At 57.7% G+C, this 16,219-nt stretch carries 15 protein-coding genes; 7 read left to right on the top strand and 8 right to left on the bottom strand.

The window, feature by feature from the left end; translation table 11 throughout:
- Positions 1–24: 24 nt before the first annotated feature.
- Positions 25–729: an SDR family oxidoreductase gene (locus E4P00_RS17315; protein WP_248132233.1), complete on the bottom strand. Its 705-nt coding sequence runs from the start codon at positions 727–729 to the stop codon at positions 25–27.
- A gap of 101 nt (positions 730–830) precedes the next feature.
- Here E4P00_RS17315 and E4P00_RS17310 point away from each other — a divergent pair, with 101 nt between their 5' ends.
- The 3 genes from E4P00_RS17310 (at position 831) to rarD (ending at position 3,840) form a co-directional block, all read left to right on the top strand.
- On the top strand, positions 831–1,733 hold the full coding sequence (locus tag E4P00_RS17310; protein WP_078821340.1) for a LysR family transcriptional regulator: 903 nt from the start codon (positions 831–833) through the stop codon (positions 1,731–1,733).
- Between the two features lie 81 nt (positions 1,734–1,814).
- Positions 1,815–2,831: an aldo/keto reductase gene (locus E4P00_RS17305; RefSeq protein WP_032875432.1), complete on the top strand. Its 1,017-nt coding sequence runs from the start codon at positions 1,815–1,817 to the stop codon at positions 2,829–2,831.
- Between the two features lie 127 nt (positions 2,832–2,958).
- Positions 2,959–3,840 carry an EamA family transporter RarD gene (gene rarD / locus E4P00_RS17300; RefSeq protein WP_032875435.1) on the top strand — a complete coding sequence of 294 codons (882 nt, stop codon included), beginning with the start codon at positions 2,959–2,961 and terminating at the stop codon, positions 3,838–3,840.
- A 54-nt stretch (positions 3,841–3,894) separates the two neighbouring features.
- Here rarD and E4P00_RS17295 read toward each other — a convergent pair whose 3' ends face one another.
- Together E4P00_RS17295 and hppD are read right to left on the bottom strand one after the other, a co-directional pair.
- Positions 3,895–5,124, bottom strand: a complete 1,230-nt coding sequence (locus E4P00_RS17295) for a DUF6543 domain-containing protein (protein WP_223018335.1) — start codon at positions 5,122–5,124, stop codon at positions 3,895–3,897.
- Positions 5,125–5,288: 164 nt separating this feature from the next.
- Positions 5,289–6,365 (bottom strand): 4-hydroxyphenylpyruvate dioxygenase, encoded by a 1,077-nt coding sequence (gene hppD, locus E4P00_RS17290; RefSeq protein WP_032875438.1) that lies wholly within the window; start codon positions 6,363–6,365, stop codon positions 5,289–5,291.
- A gap of 426 nt (positions 6,366–6,791) precedes the next feature.
- Here hppD and E4P00_RS17285 point away from each other — a divergent pair, with 426 nt between their 5' ends.
- Together E4P00_RS17285 and E4P00_RS17280 are read left to right on the top strand one after the other, a co-directional pair.
- Positions 6,792–8,333: an EAL domain-containing protein gene (locus E4P00_RS17285; protein ID WP_216091408.1), complete on the top strand. Its 1,542-nt coding sequence runs from the start codon at positions 6,792–6,794 to the stop codon at positions 8,331–8,333.
- Between the two features lie 174 nt (positions 8,334–8,507).
- Positions 8,508–8,873, top strand: coding sequence for a histone-like nucleoid-structuring protein, MvaT/MvaU family (locus E4P00_RS17280; protein ID WP_032875443.1), 366 nt, complete (start codon positions 8,508–8,510; stop codon positions 8,871–8,873).
- A 112-nt stretch (positions 8,874–8,985) separates the two neighbouring features.
- Here E4P00_RS17280 and E4P00_RS17275 read toward each other — a convergent pair whose 3' ends face one another.
- Complete coding sequence (locus E4P00_RS17275; protein WP_078821338.1) at positions 8,986–9,522, bottom strand: DUF4946 domain-containing protein; 537 nt, start codon at positions 9,520–9,522, stop codon at positions 8,986–8,988.
- A gap of 178 nt (positions 9,523–9,700) precedes the next feature.
- Between E4P00_RS17275 and gloA the strand changes: the two genes are divergently transcribed.
- On the top strand, positions 9,701–10,222 hold the full coding sequence (gloA, locus tag E4P00_RS17270; RefSeq protein ID WP_005788230.1) for a lactoylglutathione lyase: 522 nt from the start codon (positions 9,701–9,703) through the stop codon (positions 10,220–10,222).
- Between the two features lie 83 nt (positions 10,223–10,305).
- On the opposite strand, the gene ahpF is transcribed toward gloA, so the two are convergent.
- The 3 genes from ahpF to E4P00_RS17255 form a co-directional block, all read right to left on the bottom strand.
- Positions 10,306–11,871, bottom strand: a complete 1,566-nt coding sequence (gene ahpF / locus E4P00_RS17265) for an alkyl hydroperoxide reductase subunit F (RefSeq protein ID WP_216091409.1) — start codon at positions 11,869–11,871, stop codon at positions 10,306–10,308.
- 130 nt (positions 11,872–12,001) lie between these two features.
- Entirely contained in the window at positions 12,002–12,565 is a 564-nt protein-coding gene (ahpC, locus tag E4P00_RS17260; protein ID WP_005788226.1) for an alkyl hydroperoxide reductase subunit C, read from the bottom strand.
- A 133-nt stretch (positions 12,566–12,698) separates the two neighbouring features.
- Positions 12,699–13,631: a site-specific integrase gene (locus tag E4P00_RS17255; RefSeq protein WP_228308378.1), complete on the bottom strand. Its 933-nt coding sequence runs from the start codon at positions 13,629–13,631 to the stop codon at positions 12,699–12,701.
- Positions 13,632–13,800: 169 nt separating this feature from the next.
- Between E4P00_RS17255 and E4P00_RS17250 the strand changes: the two genes are divergently transcribed.
- Entirely contained in the window at positions 13,801–14,808 is a 1,008-nt protein-coding gene (locus tag E4P00_RS17250; RefSeq protein WP_032875454.1) for a DNA-binding protein, read from the top strand.
- Here the strand turns inward: E4P00_RS17250 and gorA are convergent, their stop codons facing one another.
- Complete coding sequence (gene gorA / locus E4P00_RS17245) at positions 14,809–16,167, bottom strand: glutathione-disulfide reductase (RefSeq protein WP_078821335.1); 1,359 nt, start codon at positions 16,165–16,167, stop codon at positions 14,809–14,811.
- Positions 16,168–16,219 lie beyond the last annotated feature (52 nt).

Here is a 16,219-nt window from a genome sequence, read left to right as displayed (position 1 = left end):
CCAAAGGGCACCGGCGGTGGGCGGTTACAGCTGCCCGCCGCCGTCGATGTCGATGATGCTTCCCGTTATAAAGCTGTTCTCCATGGCCAGCACATACCCCGCCGCCACGTCTTCAGCCTGCCCTACCCGGCCAACCGGCAATGCCCCGCCTGCGTTGGCAAACATCGCCACGCGCTGCTTTTGCGCCAACCCGGCATAGGCCGGGGTGTCAATCACGCCCGGGCTGATGACATTGACTCGACGTGGCGCCAGTTCCTTGGCCAGTTGCTTGCCCAATGCTTCGGTCGCAGCGTTGATGCCGGTCTTGATGAACTGCCCCGGTGCCAGCTTGCGCCCCAACTGACCGGAAGTCAGGCTGATGCTGCCGTGTTCATTCAGGAACGGCAGCGCCTGTTGAATCGCACGCAGCGCGCCCCAGAGTTTCACATTGAAATTTTCCTGGGCTTCGTCAAGGTCGGTTTCGATCAGGGGCTTGGCCCGCACCGAAGGGCCCGAGGTGTAGACCAGGTGGTCAAAATGCCCCACCGTTTCGAACAATCGCTGCAACGACGCGCTATCGGTGACGTCCACCGGTTCGCTGCGTACGCCGTTCTCGATGCCGGAGGTCAAGCGACGCCCGGCCAGCACCACGTGCGCGCCGCGAGCGATGGCCGCCTGGGCCACTGCCGCGCCGATACCGCTGCTGCCGCCAATAACGATGACGGTTTTACCGCTCAGAGAAGAGACCATGTGAAAACTACCTGGATAAGAAAGTGAGCCTTCATCTTCACAGCTTGGCAATCGGTGAAAAATCCGGGTAAAACGACAAGATCTTTAAAGGATTTTTATCAATGGGCTCGATTCTCGACCTTGAAGTCTTTGTGCGCAGCGCCGACACCGGTAGCCTGACCGCTGCCGCCCGTAGCCTCGGCCTTACCCCAGCAGCGGCCAGTATTGCCCTCAAGCGTCTTGAAACCCGGCTCGGCATCCGACTACTTGCCCGCTCCACCCGCAGCATGCGCCTGACCGAAGAAGGCCGGCGTTATCTGGACAGCGTGCGAGTGGCGCTGGAAGCCCTGTCCGAAGGCGAACATGCCATCAAGCAACAAGGCCAAAGCCTCAGTGGTTTATTGCAATTGGCCGCTCCCTCGGACTTTGGCCGCAATGTGCTGCTGGGCTGGCTGGATGAGTTCAAGCTCGAGCATCCGAACATCCGCCTGCAATTGTTACTCAACGACAGCAATGCCGATTTGTTTCGTGACACCGTCGATATCGCCCTGCGCTTTGGCGTGCCGAGGGATTCCAGCCTGGTGGCGCTGCCGGTGGTGCCCGGCCACCAGCGCATCGTCTGCGCCAGCCCCGACTACCTGGCGCGCTACGGTGCACCGCAGGTGCCTGCAGATTTGGCGCAGCACAGTACGCTGCGCTACATGCGCCGCGGGCAGGCCAATAGCACCTGGTATTTCCGCCAGGGCACACTGCTGCAGGAGGTCGAAGTCAGCGGCGACTACCTCAGCGATGACGGCGAAATCGTTCGGCGCTGGGCGCTGGCCGGCCATGGCATTGCCTATAAAGCCAACCTGGATGTGGCCCGAGACATCCAGGCCGGGCGGCTGGTGCCGCTGCTTCCCGACTGGCAAGGCGAACCCACGCCGTTCAACCTGATGTGCCCTCACCGTCTGCAAGTATCGGAGCGGGTGAAAGTGCTGCATCGTTTTTTACAGGCCCGCTGCCAGACATTGCTGCGCGGATGAAGAAATGCGCCCAGGGCTTGTTCCAGAGCCGTCGGGTCTGGTATTGCATGACTCACATTTGCCTGCAATGAGGAGCTTTGCATGATTTACCGCACATTGGGCCAGTCCGGGTTGAAAGTCAGCGCACTGACGCTCGGCACCATGATGTTTGGCGAACAAACCAGCACCGAAGACTCGCTGCGTATCATCGACAAGGCCTGGGACCAGGGTATCAATTTTATCGACACCGCCGACGTCTACACCGGCGGGCGCTCCGAAGAGATCGTTGGCGAAGCCATTGCGCGCAATCGCCAGGATTGGGTGCTGGCCACCAAGGTCGGCTTCGGCCCCGCCGATGGTTTGCCCAACCGCAGCGGGCTGAACCGCAAGCGCATCTTCAATGCGTTGGAAGCCAGCCTTGCGCGCCTGGATACCGATTACCTGGACATCTACTATCTGCACCGTGAAGATCACGACACGCCTTTGGAGGTAACCGTGTCGGCCATTGGCGACCTGATCCGCCAAGGCAAGATCCGCTACTGGGGCCTGTCCAATTATCGCGGTTGGCGCATCGCTGAAGTGATTCGCGTGGCCGAGCGCCTGGGGGTAGATAAACCCATTATCAGCCAGCCGCTGTATAACATCGTCAACCGCCAGGCCGAGGTCGAGCAAATCACAGCGGCGGCAGCCTATGGTTTGGGTGTAGTGCCTTACAGCCCGCTGGCACGTGGGGTGCTCAGTGGCAAGTACGCACCTGACGTTACACCCGAGCCAGGCAGCCGTGCCGCGCGCCAGGACAAGCGCATCCTGGAAACCGAATGGCGGGTGGAGTCGCTACGCATCGCCCAGTTGATCCAGCAATACACCCAGGGACGTGGCGTGGGGATTGTAGAGTTCGCAATTGCCTGGGTGCTGAACAACGCGGCAGTGAGTTCGGCGATTGTGGGGCCGCGTACCGAGGCGCAGTGGGATGCCTACACTCACGCGCTGAACGTAAACATCACGCCTGAGGATGAGGCCTTCATTGATTCGCTGGTCACGCCCGGGCACTCGTCCACTCCGGGGTTCAACGACCTGGGCCATTTTGTTTCCGGCCGCGTGGCGTTGCGAGCGGACTGAAATCTGCCTGATAGCATGGAGATTGAAATGTGGGTGGAAGCAAACTCCCGCCCGCATTCTATTTCTCGCAAAAAACGCCATACTCCCCTCCTGGAACTGGATATGAATCGGCTTTCGCGAGGACAGTGTGTCTAAAGGTGTGGTGTTATCGGTCTTGGCCTCGGTGTTGTTTGCCGTGATGTATTACTTCACGTCACTGCTCACACCGTTGAGTGGTCTGGAGATTTTCGGCTGGCGCATGTTGCTTACAGTACCGTGCATGACGGTGTTCATGATCGTCAGCGGCGAGTGGCGGCGGGTGTGGGAACTGTTGCGGATGTTGGCGGCCAAGCCGCGCCTGATCGCCGGGGTGCTGGTGTCTTCTGCCTTGCTCGGCGTGCAGTTGTGGCTGTTTATGTGGGCGCCGCTGAATGGGCGCAGCCTGGACGTGTCCGTGGGGTACTTCCTGCTGCCGCTGACCATGGTGCTCACCGGGCGCCTGGTCTATGGCGAGCGGTTGTCACGGTTGCAACAGATCGCCGTGGTGTTTGCCGCGCTGGGCGTACTGAACGAGTTGTATCAGGCTGGTGGTTTTTCCTGGGCAACGCTGGTGGTGATCATAGGCTACCCGGTGTATTTCGTGGTGCGCAAATACCTGACCACCGATCATTTGGGCGGGCTGTGGCTGGATATGGCGCTGATGCTGCCGGTGGCCTGGTGGTTTGTGCAGAGCGGCGAACAGGGTTTTGCGGTGCTCGATGTGCATCCCAAGCTATACGGGTTGATTCCGATGCTGGGCTTGATCAGCGCTTCGGCGCTGGTGAGCTACATCATTGCCAGTCGCTTGCTGGCCTTCAGCCTGTTCGGGCTGCTGAGCTACGTAGAACCGGTGCTGCTGCTGGCGGTGGCACTGCTGTTGGGCGAAGGCATCCAAGGCGGGCAATGGCTGACCTATATCCCGATCTGGCTGGCGGTGATGGTCCTGGTGTATGAAGGGTTCAAACATCTAGTGCGTCAACACCGAGCTTGAGTGGCTGGATGGAAGTGGCGCAATGGCGTGGGGTATCCATTCCCCTCTGTCGAGTCAGGTCCTGACTTCGGTCGTCGGTAATTCAGGCGTACCTACGCTTTGTTCAATGACGTCGGCTGTGTTCTCCAACCTTTTCCTCCACTTACCGTAATGGGGGATGTTGCTCTGGATTTGACTGCCCACCCTTTCCAAGTTGGCATCCATCTCTGCCTTATCAACACCAAACACCTTGCCGACACGATTGTCGTGATTCAATTCAAGCAGCGTTCCTTTGATGGGGTCTTTCAGGATGGTTTCGATGGAATTCGCCACGTTGTCAGAAAGACCCAGCGCTTTCAACGCGGTGGCGAGGCCATGCCCAGGACTTCTGAGTTGCTTCAGGAACTCGTCGTAAAGACCCATTAGGTCATTAGCGCGCACGTTGTCCAGGGAGACACTGGTTATTTTCTTGCGGAACTCGTTGAAGGTCATGGGTTCAAGCGGTTTGTTTTGGTTCAACCCGTTTTGGACGAAATAAAATCTCCTCGCCTTGGCGTCCTTTTTTTGGCCGCCGCCTTGCAAGTTTCCATAAGCGTCGTAGCTATAGACGATGGCTTCTCCATCTGGCCGATACCCGACATAAAACGCCTTTCCATCTGGTTCCAGTTTATAGAGCTGCGTTCGCACCAGCCCGTCGACCTGAGCGGGTGGGACCGAGGCGTCTTTGTTCAACCGCTCGAAAATATCCCCCCGCTCATGGCCGAAACTACCCACGACCGCATTAATATCGCCAGCCGCGAACTCGCCGAACTGCTTGTTGACCCGTTCCTGCTGTTTGGGTGCTTCAGGATTGGAAAAATGCTGGGTAAATCGCTTTCGCTCAGTCGGGTCATTGGCTACGTCCTTGAGCCAGGCCGTCATTTCCTCTGCATCCTTGAACTCATGAAACGAGGTCACGTCATCTTCCGGCATATACAGGACGAGATTAGGCCCATCTTCGGTAGGCGGCACCCGCTTGATCACCATCATGTCATTGGACTGGGCGCCATCAACCGCGAATGTCGAGACCTGCACTCCGGGCGCACCCGGTTTGTTGGGTGAGACCACAGCCTTCACCAACTGATAACCCTCGGCACTGAGGGTGTCGCCCAGGAACTCGGTTTCGCCATCATCCAGAAACTTCTTACGCGCCTGATTGACCAGGTCTGCATCATCGGATGAACGCACATAGCGAACTGGCTCGGTCTGTTCCGCTGGTAGGCTGGGCTCGATCGGGCGTTGAGGGGTAGGACAATTCACATTCATAAGCGGACCTCTTCGGAATGGAAGCGCAGGTTTTTCTGCGCTCCTCGCCTCTGTGTGATATTTGAAAAACCATTTGTTCCTATTTCACCGCCCGGCAATTACAACCCGATATAACCGACACAAAAAAACCCGGTAAAAACCGGGTTTTTTCGTTATCCATTGAATTACTCGGCAGTCAGTACGCCACGACGCACCTGGTCGCGCTCAATCGACTCGAACAGTGCCTTGAAATTGCCTTCGCCAAATCCATCGTCGCCCTTGCGCTGAATGAACTCGAAGAACACCGGCCCCATCAGGGTTTCCGAGAAGATCTGCAAAAGCAGGCGCTTATCGCCTGCAATCGAGGAACCATCCAGCAGGATGCCACGCGATTGCAACTGGTCTACCGGCTCGCCGTGGTTCGGCAGGCGGCCTTCCAGCATTTCGTAGTAAGTGTCTGGCGGTGCGGTCATAAAACGCATGCCGATCTTCTTCAACGCGTCCCAGGTTTTGACCAGGTCGTCGGTGAGGAACGCCACGTGCTGGATGCCCTCGCCGTTGAACTGCATCAGGAACTCTTCGATCTGCCCGGCGCCCTTGGATGATTCTTCGTTCAACGGGATGCGGATCTTGCCATCCGGTGCGCTCATGGCTTTGGAGGTCAGGCCAGTGTATTCGCCCTTGATGTCGAAATAGCGCGCTTCGCGGAAGTTGAACAGTTTTTCGTAGAAGTTGGCCCAGTAGATCATGCGTCCGCGATAGACGTTATGGGTCAGGTGGTCGATGACCTTGAGGCCGGCGCCTACCGGATTGCGGTCAACGCCTTCGAGATAGACGAAATCGATGTCATAGATCGAGTTACCTTCGCCGAAGCGGTCGATCAGGTACAGCGGCGAACCGCCGATACCCTTGATCGCCGGCAGGTTCAGTTCCATCGGCCCGGTTTCAATATGAATCGGCTGGGCGCCCAGTTCCAGGGCCCGGTTGTAGGCTTTTTGCGAGTCCTTGACGCGGAATGCCATGCCGCACACCGACGGCCCATGTTCGGCCGCGAAGTAGGCGGCGAGACTGCCGGGTTCGTTGTTGAGGATCAGGTTGATCTCGCCCTGGCGATACAGGTGCACGTCCTTGGAACGGTGGGTCGCCACCTTGGTGAAGCCCATGATCTCGAAGATCGGCTCCAGCGTGCCAGGCGTCGGCGATGCGAATTCGATAAATTCAAAGCCCATCAGGCCCATCGGGTTTTCATATTGGTCGGTCATTTCGATGCCTCATCATTCTTGTAGGTAGCAATTGATCAGTTGCGAGCAAGGATGAGGTTCGAGGGTGGCGCACAGGAAAGACCCCGCACGCTGCGGGCGAGGAAGTCACCAAAGATGAGGGGGGAGCCGAGTAGCTTCATGGTGTCATCAGTCTCTGACGGCCGAGGCTTGCGTGAGCGCAAGTCCATATTCTTGTATGCGTAAACCGATTCTACACAGCGTAAACAGATTTGTCCGTACTCTTATCAAATCCCCATTGCCCTGCTTCGTGCAAGAGGTTTGTAGCAAGCGCGCCGGCTGGTTGAGCACCCGGGACACGCGTGAATGGGCCCACAGCCCAGAATCAACAATAGGTAGCGAGCGTACTTGGGCAATGCCATCTATCATCGGCACATACCCTTCTTTTTTCAGCGACTGACTGTCCCTATGCCCCTGACCTCCAAAGGCCCACGAGGCCGAGCCACACGTTACGTCATCAGCGCAACCTGTGGACTGCTCCCGATTCTGCTGGGGGTCGCGATTCTTTACTGGCAAGCTGAACGCACACTTGAACAAAGCACCACACAAACGGCTCAGGAAGCAGTGCGCCAGTTCGATTTGATGCTCGACAATACCGCCCTCGCCGCCCGGGATTTGCTGCCATTGGCAGGCAAGCCGTGCGATAACGCGGCGAAACTGGCGCTGCGCGAACAGGTCACGCGCCGGCCGTTCGTACGCGCCACCACGTTGTCCTGGCAGAAAAACATTTATTGCAGCTCACTGTTTGGCGGCGACTACCAATCGCCGGTCAACCCGGACGACTATGTGGATGGCCGGTTGTGGTTGATGAATGGCAACCCTGTCACGCCAGATACTGCGTTACTGGTTTACCGCCTGGTGGAGGGTGAGCAAGGCGCGTTTGCCTCGATCGACAGCTACCACCTCACCAATGCCTTGCGCCTGATCAGTCGTTACGCCTATTTGGTGCTGCAAGTCGGGCCCAATTGGCTGGATGCCGACGGCAAAGTGCATAACGACGCAGTGCCCGTGTTCGTCGTGGCGCATCATCACCTGGCGTCGGCGCGCTATCACTACAGCGTCGAGGCCGGGATGCCTGCCGGGGAAACCTGGCGTTATATGCAGGCCCGCTATCCGGCGGTGTTCAGCCTGGTGGCGTTCTTTGGTTTGCTGGCTGGCATCCTCGCCCATTGGCTGCAAAAACGCTCGTCGGCACCCACCCACGAACTGCAACGTGCATTAAGCGCCAACGAATTTATCCCGTACTTCCAACCCGTGGTGCGCGGTGATACGCGTCAGTGGGCCGGTTGCGAAGTGCTGATGCGCTGGAAACATCCTAAAGAGGGCCTGGTGCGGCCAGATTTGTTTATTCCCCTGGCCGAAGACTCCGGCCTCATCGTGCCGATGACCCGCGCCCTGCTGCGCCAGACCGCCGCGCAACTGGCGCCCCATGCCGAACGCTTCAACCCCGGTTTTCATATTGGCGTGAACATTACCGCGCGGCATTGCCAGGACCTCGAACTGGTGAACGATTGCCAGGAGTTTCTCGCAGCCTTCCCGCCCGGCCAGGTCACCTTGGTACTGGAGCTGACCGAACGCGAACTGATCGAGCCCACCGAAACCACCCGCAGCCTGTTTGACGCCCTGCATCAGTTGGGGGTGATGATCGCGATCGATGACTTCGGCACCGGCCATTCCAGCCTCGGTTACTTGCGCAACTTCAATGTCGACTACTTGAAGATTGATCAGAGCTTTGTCGCCATGATCGGTGTGGATGCACTGTCACGGCATATTCTGGACAGCATCATAGAACTGTCAGCCAAGCTTGACCTTGGCATTGTTGCCGAAGGCGTGGAAACAGCAGAACAGTGTGAATACCTCGTCGCCCAAGGTGTGGATTTCTTACAAGGTTACCTGTTCGGCAAGCCGCTACCCTGCGATGAGTTCATTAAATCGTTAGGCAACCGATGAAAGATTGTTATTTGGACAGAAGACATGATTTACTCCAGAGGGATTAACTACTACAATTTTTCTGCCTGTGCAGAACTCGCAGAAGGGTCTTCTTCGTTGACGTCGTGTTAACGTTTCTGGCTTATAGCTTTGTCTGCAGTTGATATCAGCCACTACACTATTGGAGTACAGATTTTGTCCAGACTCGCCGAATTTCGCGCAGCAGAAAAAGCCCTTCAAGAGCAGCTGGCCCAGCTGGAATCCTTGAAGAATGACGCAGGCTTGAAGAAAGAAATCGAATTCGAAGAAAAGCTCAAAAAGCTGATGGACAGCTACGGCAAAAGTCTGCGCGATGTCATCGCCATTCTTGATCCAGCCCCGCGCAAGGCGGGTGCAACCATCGCCGCAGCGCCAAAGCAGCGCCGTGCACGGGTCGTCAAGGTTTACCACAACCCGCATACCGGTGAGCTGATCGAGACCAAAGGCGGCAACCACCGCGGCCTGAAAGCGTGGAAAGAAGAGTACGGCGCTGCCACGGTAGATTCCTGGCTGCGCGGTTAATCATCCCGCACTAAAAAAAGCCCCGCACATGCGGGGCTTTTTTGCAGTTGACGGTTCGAAAGCGAACTTAACCAGCCGTTCATTTTGTTCAAAACCACTAAAAAGGGTCGATTCAAAGTTTCAGGCTGTTGCGCACCGAACTGACTTCGTCTTTGCTCGCCTCGTAGGCTTGCGCCTGGCCCGCGTAAGAAAATACATAGGCCTTATCTGTATCCACTGCGCCGACTAATGTTTGTGACAACACGTGCCGTCCATTTTCGGTTATCACGCAAGTAGTCTCCAACGCTTCAAGGCGACTCAGTGTCGTAGGATGCATCTTGCTGCACACGCTTTGATAACCGCCCTGGGCGAAATCTTTCTGAATCGATTTGCGCATTTCCAGTAACACGCCTGGAAGATTAACTTTATGTCCGGTTTCAATTGGCGTGCCGGTCAACTCCATGACCATCAGGGTTGCGCCGTTTTCATCATTTTTGATCGCGCGCTGGCGAGACACTGTTTGAGCCTTCGCGGGGACTTCGTCGTCAGGTATGACTTCTTCGACCTGCCAGCCGCTGGGCCAATGAATCTCCGGGTCGGCCGCCAATACGAACGGGCTCCCCAGCATCAGGCACAACGTACTCAACAGCGATTTACGAAACTCGATCATTATGAAAAACGCCCAGGGTTCAAGCCGCAAAGTTTGCGGCCCCGGACCCGCCGCTCGCAAGGGCCGCGTGCGTTTTTTCATTTGGCGCGGCAGGTAGCCCTTGCGTATCATGAGCCGGCAGCACGGATGCTTGCCGCACGCCAAGGGACCGCTTTGCCCCATTTTTTCTGGAGGGCCCATGAGCCTGCACGAACTGAACACCTTCCCGGGCGTCACTGCCCAACCTGACACCGCCACTGCAAATTTTGTGTTTAACCACACCATGTTGCGGGTCAAGGACATCACCAAATCGCTGGACTTCTACACCCGCGTGCTGGGTTTCTCCCTGGTTGAAAAACGCGACTTCCCGGAAGCCGAATTCAGCCTGTATTTCCTCGCCCTGGTGGACAAGGCCCAAATCCCGGCCGACGCCGCCGAGCGCACCCAGTGGATGAAATCGATTCCGGGCATCCTTGAGCTGACCCATAACCACGGCACCGAAAACGACGCCGACTTTGCCTATCACAACGGCAATACCGACCCGCGTGGCTTTGGCCATATCTGTATTTCGGTACCGGATATCGTCGCTGCGTGCGAGCGTTTCGAAGCGCTGGGCTGCGATTTCCAGAAGCGCCTGACGGATGGCCGCATGAAGAGCCTGGCCTTCATCAAGGACCCGGATGGTTACTGGGTCGAGATCATCCAGCCGGCGCCGATGTAACACGCGGCGCGTCTCGCGCAGTACGCAGGAATAAAAAAGCCCCATGATTGCTCATGGGGCTTTTTTGGTTTTTCGCGTGTCACTTATGCCGGGGCTGATGTGCGAATCAAGTGATCGAATGCACTCAGGGAGGCCTTGGCACCCTCGCCCACCGCAATGACGATCTGCTTGTAGGGCACGGTAGTGACGTCACCGGCCGCAAATACACCCGGCAGTGAAGTCTCGCCACGAGCATCCACGATGATCTCGCCGCGAGGCGTCAGCTCCACCGTGCCTTTGAGCCAGTCGGTGTTGGGCAACAAACCGATCTGCACGAAGATACCTTCCAGGTCGATAGTCTTGAACTCACCACTGTCGCGATCCTTGTAGGCAAGGCCGGTGACTTTCTGACCATCGCCTTTGACTTCGCTGGTCAGCGCGCTGGTAATCACATCCACGTTCGGCAAGCTGTAAAGCTTGCGTTGCAGCACCGCATCGGCGCGCAACTTGCTGTCAAACTCAAGCAACGTGACATGGTTGACGATCCCGGCCAGATCAATAGCCGCTTCCACACCGGAGTTACCGCCGCCGATCACCGCAACGCGCTTGCCCTTGAACAGCGGCCCATCGCAGTGCGGGCAGAAGCACACGCCCTTGGCCTTGTATTCCTGCTCGCCCGGCACACCCATCTCTCTCCAGCGGGCGCCAGTGGCCAGGATAACGGTCTTGGACTTGAGGGTCGCACCGCTTTCGAAGCGAATCTCATGCAACTCACCGGCATTTTTCGCCGGCACCAGGCTGCTGGCGCGCTGCAGGTTCATGATGTCCACGTCGTACTGACGCACATGCGCTTCCAACGCACTGGCCAGTTTCGGCCCTTCGGTTTCCTGTACCGAGATAAAGTTCTCGATGGACATGGTGTCCAGCACCTGGCCACCAAAACGTTCAGCCGCCACACCGGTGCGGATACCTTTACGGGCTGCGTAGATGGCCGCCGAGGAACCGGCTGGGCCGCCGCCGACAACCAATACATCGAACGCCTCTTTGGCACTGATTTTCTCGGCGGCTTTTTCGAGGCCGCTAGTGTCGAGTTTGGCGAGAATTTCTTCCAGGCCCATGCGGCCCTGGCCGAAGTTCACCCCATTCAAGTAGACACTGGGCACCGCCATGACCTGGCGCTCGTCGACTTCGGCCTGGAACAGCGCGCCGTCGATGGCCACGTGACGGATATTGGGGTTCAACACAGCCATCAGGTTCAGGGCCTGGACCACGTCCGGGCAGTTCTGGCACGACAGCGAAAAGTATGTCTCGAAGCTGAACTCACCTTTAAGGGCGCGGATCTGTTCAATCACTTCGACACTGGCCTTCGACGGGTGGCCACCGACTTGCAACAGAGCCAGCACCAGCGAAGTGAATTCATGACCCATGGGGATGCCGGCGAAGCGCAGGCTGATATCGGCACCCGGGCGGTTGATGGAGAACGATGGCCGGCGCGCATCATCGCCATCGGTTTTCAGGGTAATCAGCGTGGTGAGGCTGATGACGTCCTGTAAAAGAGCAAGCATTTCCTGGGATTTCGCGCCGTCGTCGAGGGAGGCGACGATCTCGATCGGCTGGGTGACCCGTTCCAGGTATGACTTCAACTGAGCTTTAAGATTGGCGTCCAACATACGGGCGATTTCCTGTTCATTCGGTTTATTGCAGACAAAAAAACGCCCGAGCGAATCTCGCCCGGGCGTTTTGAGGGCGGATGCAGCTTACTTAAGTGCGGATTCCCGCCCTTGATACGTCTTCACAGACTTAGATCTTGCCGACCAGGTCCAGGGACGGAGCCAGAGTGGCCTCGCCTTCTTTCCACTTGGCTGGGCACACTTCGCCTGGGTGGGCAGCGACGTATTGAGCAGCCTTGATCTTGCGCAGCAGCTCGGAAGCATCACGGCCAACACCACCGTCGTTCAGTTCGACGATCTTGATCTGACCTTCCGGGTTGATCACGAAAGTACCGCGGTCAGCCAAGCCAGCTTCTTCGATCAGCACGTCAAAGTTGCGGGAGATGGTCAGAGTTGGGTCACCGATCATGGTGTACTGGATTTTGCCGATGGCTGGCGAAGTGTTGTGCCAGGCAGCGTGGGCAAAATGGGTGTCGGTGGACACGCTGTAGATTTCGACGCCCAGTTTCTGGAATTCGGCGTAGTTGTCAGCCAGGTCTTCCAGTTCGGTTGGGCAAACGAAGGTAAAGTCGGCTGGGTAGAAGAACACTACCGACCACTTGCCTTTCAGGTCAGCGTCGGTCACATCCAGGAAGCTGCCGTTTTTGAAAGCGGTGGCTTTAAACGGTTTTACTTGGCTGTTGATGATAGGCATCGTTGACTCTCCGTCAGGGGTTAAGAAGTTGATGAGATGAATCCTACCGACTCTTTCGGTCGATGGCCCATTGGCAAACCTGATGCTGATGATTGGCTTTCTCTATCAAGTGGCGGTATTAATAGAAGAAATTTCAAATCAGCGGCTGGGTGGCCAGGGTCATGCCGAGAAACGGCGTCGCTTCAACATAGCGCATGGCGGATTTCATGTCGTTCCACCCGACGTAACTCATCAGCGACTTCAAGTCCCAGCCACTGCGATGGGCCCAGGTGGCAAAGCCGCGCCGCAGGGAGTGGCTGGTGTATTGCTCGGCGGGGATGCCTGCACGTTCCAGGGCCTGGCGCAATAATGGGATGACACTATTGGGATGCAGCCCCTCCTCGCCCAGGTTGCCCCAACGGTCGATGCCGCGAAAGACCGGGCCGCGAACCAGCGCCGAGGCGCTGAGCCAGTCGCTGTAAGCTTGCACCGGGCACAGGCGCAGCAGCGCTGGCGTCTGGTATGTCTTGCCCAGGTTTTCCCGATCGCCTTTGCTACGCGGTAGGTACAGGCTGATCCCGGCGCCGGGCACAGCCTGGACGTGCTCAATGCTTAATCGGACCAGCTCATCACTGCGAAACCCCCGCCAAAAGCCCAGCAGGACCAGCGCAGTGTCACGCTTGGCGCGCAGCAAGCGGGGCTGGTCCTGGTTTTCGCTGGCCTGGCTTGCTTCAAGCGCCAGTGAAGTGACGACCTGCTCAAGATGCTGTAGCTGCAAAGGCTCTGCCTGCCGCTCGCGCGCTGGATGCACGGCACGAATCCCCTTGAGCACCTTGCGCACCACGGGCGCTTTCGTCGGATCGGCAAAGCCCTGGCTGGTATGCCACTGCGCCAGTGCCGAAAGCCGCAGTTTCAAGGTGTTCACCGCCAACACTCCGGCGTGCGCCACCAGATAACGCGCCACGCTGTCGCTGGTGGCCGGCAGAAACCCTCCCCAACTCACTTCGAAGTGCTCGATCGCCGCACGGTAGCTGCGGCGCGTGTTGTCGCGGGTCGCAGCGTTGAGATATCGATCCAGCTCGCTCATGGGTGTCGTTTCGTACTGCCGTCAGGGGAAGTGGCGGTTAAAACCGTTATGACACGGGATAATACGCCAATATCCCATCTGTTAAATCATGAATTTCAACGATTTTTTATACGTGTTAAAGTATGTATATACATACCATGTACCACAGTACTAAATCGACGGAGACTCCATGGCTCGCGGCGGCATAAACAAAGCAGTAGTTCAAACGGCACGCTTGGCAATCCTTGCCCGCGGCGAAAACCCCAGCATCGACGCAGTACGGATCGAGATGGGTAATACCGGTTCCAAAACCACTATTCATCGCTATTTGAAGGAGCTGGACGAAAGTGAAACCCGGCTGACCATTACCGAGGCGCCGATTGACGACGAGCTAGGCGAGCTGGTTGCACGTCTGGCCCAGCGCCTGAAAGAGAAGGCTCAGGAGCCGATTGACTTGGCGCTGGCGCAATTCGAACAGCAGAAAACCGCCCTGCTCGCCCAGGTTGAGGCGCTTGAAGAGGCACACACTCAGCTCAAGCAGCAATTTGATATCCAGGCCGCAGCCCTGGCGGAAGAAAGCGCTGCGCTGCAAACCGTCAGCACCAGCCTGCAAACCGAGCAAACCCGTAACGCCGGGTTGAGCCAGGCGTGCAGTGATTACGAGTTGCGGATCAACGACAAGGACGAACAGATTCGCTCACTGGAAGAGAAACACCTGCACGCACGCGACGCGCTTGAGCATTACCGCAACGCGATAAAGGAACAGCGCGAGCAAGAGCAGCGTCGCCATGAAGGCCAGCTGCAGCAGGTTCAAGCCGAATTGCGCCAGGCTCAGCAAAGCGCACTCGTACGCCAGGATGAAATCACCCAACTGCATCGCGATAATGAACGCCTGCTGATTGAGCAGCGAGTGACCACCAAGGAACTGAACGCATTGCAGGATCAGACCCGCAAGGATCAGGCCGCACAACTCAAGCTCAATGAGCATCTGAGCAAGATCGACAGCGAGCGCGCCCTGCTTCAGGAGCGCCTGCGGGTTGCAGCACTGGACAGTCAGGCACGCCAGGAGGCGCTACTCGAAAATCAGCAGCGCAACAAGGCACTGGAACTGGACCTGATCAAGGCCCAGGCCAGCATCGACGCGCTGCGCCTGGCCGCCGCCGTTGCAACGGCGCCAGAGACAGCACAACCATCCTGATCAATCGGCCACAGGCGTGCGCATGGTGACGAACTCTTCGGCCGCCGTCGGGTGCACGCCGATGGTCTCGTCGAAATGCTGTTTGGTCGCGCCCGCCTTGAGCGCGATCGCCAGCCCCTGCACGATTTCGCCTGCATCCGGACCGACCATATGGCAGCCCAAGACCTTGTCGGTGTCGGCATCGACCACCAGTTTCATCAGGGTCTTTTCCTGGCAGTCGGTCAAGGTCAGCTTCATAGGCCGGAAACGGCTTTCAAAGATCTGCACCTTGTGGCCTTGCTTGCGCGCGTCTTCTTCCGTCAGCCCAACGGTGCCGATATTCGGCAGGCTGAACACCGCCGTTGCGATGTTGGCGTAATCCACCGCACGGTACTGCTCAGGCTTGAACAGGCGCCGCGCCACGGCCATGCCTTCAGCCAGGGCGACCGGCGTCAGTTGCACCCGACCAATCACATCGCCAATGGCCAGGATCGATGGTTCGGCGGTCTGGTAAAGATCGTCCACCTCAACGAAGCCGCGCTCGTCCAACTTCACACCGGTATTTTCCAGCCCCAGGTTGTCGAGCATCGGGCGGCGACCGGTGGCGTAGAACACACAGTCGGCTTCCAGCACGCGGCCATCCTTCAAGGTGGCCTTGAGGCTACCGTCGGCTTGCTTGTCGATGCGCTCGATGTCGGCATTGAACTGCAAGTCCAACCCGCGCTTGGTCAGTTCTTCCTTTAGGTGGGTGCGCACCGAACCGTCGAAACCGCGCAAGAACAGGTCGCCGCGATACAGCAAGGTGGTGTTGGCACCCAAACCATGGAAAATTCCGGCGAATTCCACTGCAATGTAACCACCACCCACCACCAGTACGCGCTTGGGTAGCTCTTTAAGAAAGAACGCCTCATTGGAACCGATCGCGTGTTCACGCCCTGGAATTTCCGGGATCTGCGGCCAGCCGCCGGTAGCGATCAGGATGTGCCTGGCAGTAAAGCGCTCGCCGTTGATCTCTACCTGATGCGCATCTACCAGACGCGCATGGCCTTCATGCAGGGTCACCCCGCTGTTGACCAGCAGGTTGCGATAGATGCCATTAAGACGGTTGATCTCGCGATCCTTGTTGGCAATCAGGGTTGCCCAGTCAAAGTTCGCTTCGCCCAATGACCAACCGAAGCCACTGGCTTGCTCGAAGTCTTCGGCAAAATGCGCGCCGTACACCAACAGCTTTTTCGGCACGCAGCCGACGTTCACACAGGTGCCGCCCAGATAGCGGCTTTCCGCAACGGCCACCTTGGCACCGAAGCCTGCGGCAAAGCGCGCCGCACGAACACCGCCGGAACCGGCGCCAATTACATACAGGTCAAAATCGTAGGCCATTTCACTCTCCTCGGCAGGACACCAGCATACCGACTTACATGGGGCTGAAAAA

The organism is Pseudomonas sp. B329, from assembly GCF_023127835.1.
In the GTDB taxonomy this organism is placed as follows: Bacteria; Pseudomonadota; Gammaproteobacteria; order Pseudomonadales; family Pseudomonadaceae; genus Aquipseudomonas; species Aquipseudomonas synxantha_A.
Note: the sequence above shows the minus strand (reverse complement) of the source record. Positions and strands in the feature narration are given on the sequence as shown.

Bases quoted from the DNA above. Each gene is read 5' to 3' on its own strand.
- E4P00_RS17315 (WP_248132233.1), bottom strand. From the start codon at position 729: ATGGTCTCTTCTCTGAGCGGTAAAACCGTCATCGTTATTGGCGGCAGC.
- E4P00_RS17310 (WP_078821340.1), top strand. From the start codon at position 831: ATGGGCTCGATTCTCGACCTTGAAGTCTTTGTGCGCAGCGCCGACACC.
- E4P00_RS17305 (WP_032875432.1), top strand. From the start codon at position 1,815: ATGATTTACCGCACATTGGGCCAGTCCGGGTTGAAAGTCAGCGCACTG.
- E4P00_RS17295 (WP_223018335.1), bottom strand. From the start codon at position 5,124: ATGAATGTGAATTGTCCTACCCCTCAACGCCCGATCGAGCCCAGCCTA.
- hppD (WP_032875438.1), bottom strand. From the start codon at position 6,365: ATGACCGACCAATATGAAAACCCGATGGGCCTGATGGGCTTTGAATTT.
- E4P00_RS17285 (WP_216091408.1), top strand. From the start codon at position 6,792: ATGCCCCTGACCTCCAAAGGCCCACGAGGCCGAGCCACACGTTACGTC.
- E4P00_RS17275 (WP_078821338.1), bottom strand. From the start codon at position 9,522: ATGATCGAGTTTCGTAAATCGCTGTTGAGTACGTTGTGCCTGATGCTG.
- gloA (WP_005788230.1), top strand. From the start codon at position 9,701: ATGAGCCTGCACGAACTGAACACCTTCCCGGGCGTCACTGCCCAACCT.
- ahpF (WP_216091409.1), bottom strand. From the start codon at position 11,871: ATGTTGGACGCCAATCTTAAAGCTCAGTTGAAGTCATACCTGGAACGG.
- ahpC (WP_005788226.1), bottom strand. From the start codon at position 12,565: ATGCCTATCATCAACAGCCAAGTAAAACCGTTTAAAGCCACCGCTTTC.
- E4P00_RS17255 (WP_228308378.1), bottom strand. From the start codon at position 13,631: ATGAGCGAGCTGGATCGATATCTCAACGCTGCGACCCGCGACAACACG.
- E4P00_RS17250 (WP_032875454.1), top strand. From the start codon at position 13,801: ATGGCTCGCGGCGGCATAAACAAAGCAGTAGTTCAAACGGCACGCTTG.
- gorA (WP_078821335.1), bottom strand. From the start codon at position 16,167: ATGGCCTACGATTTTGACCTGTATGTAATTGGCGCCGGTTCCGGCGGT.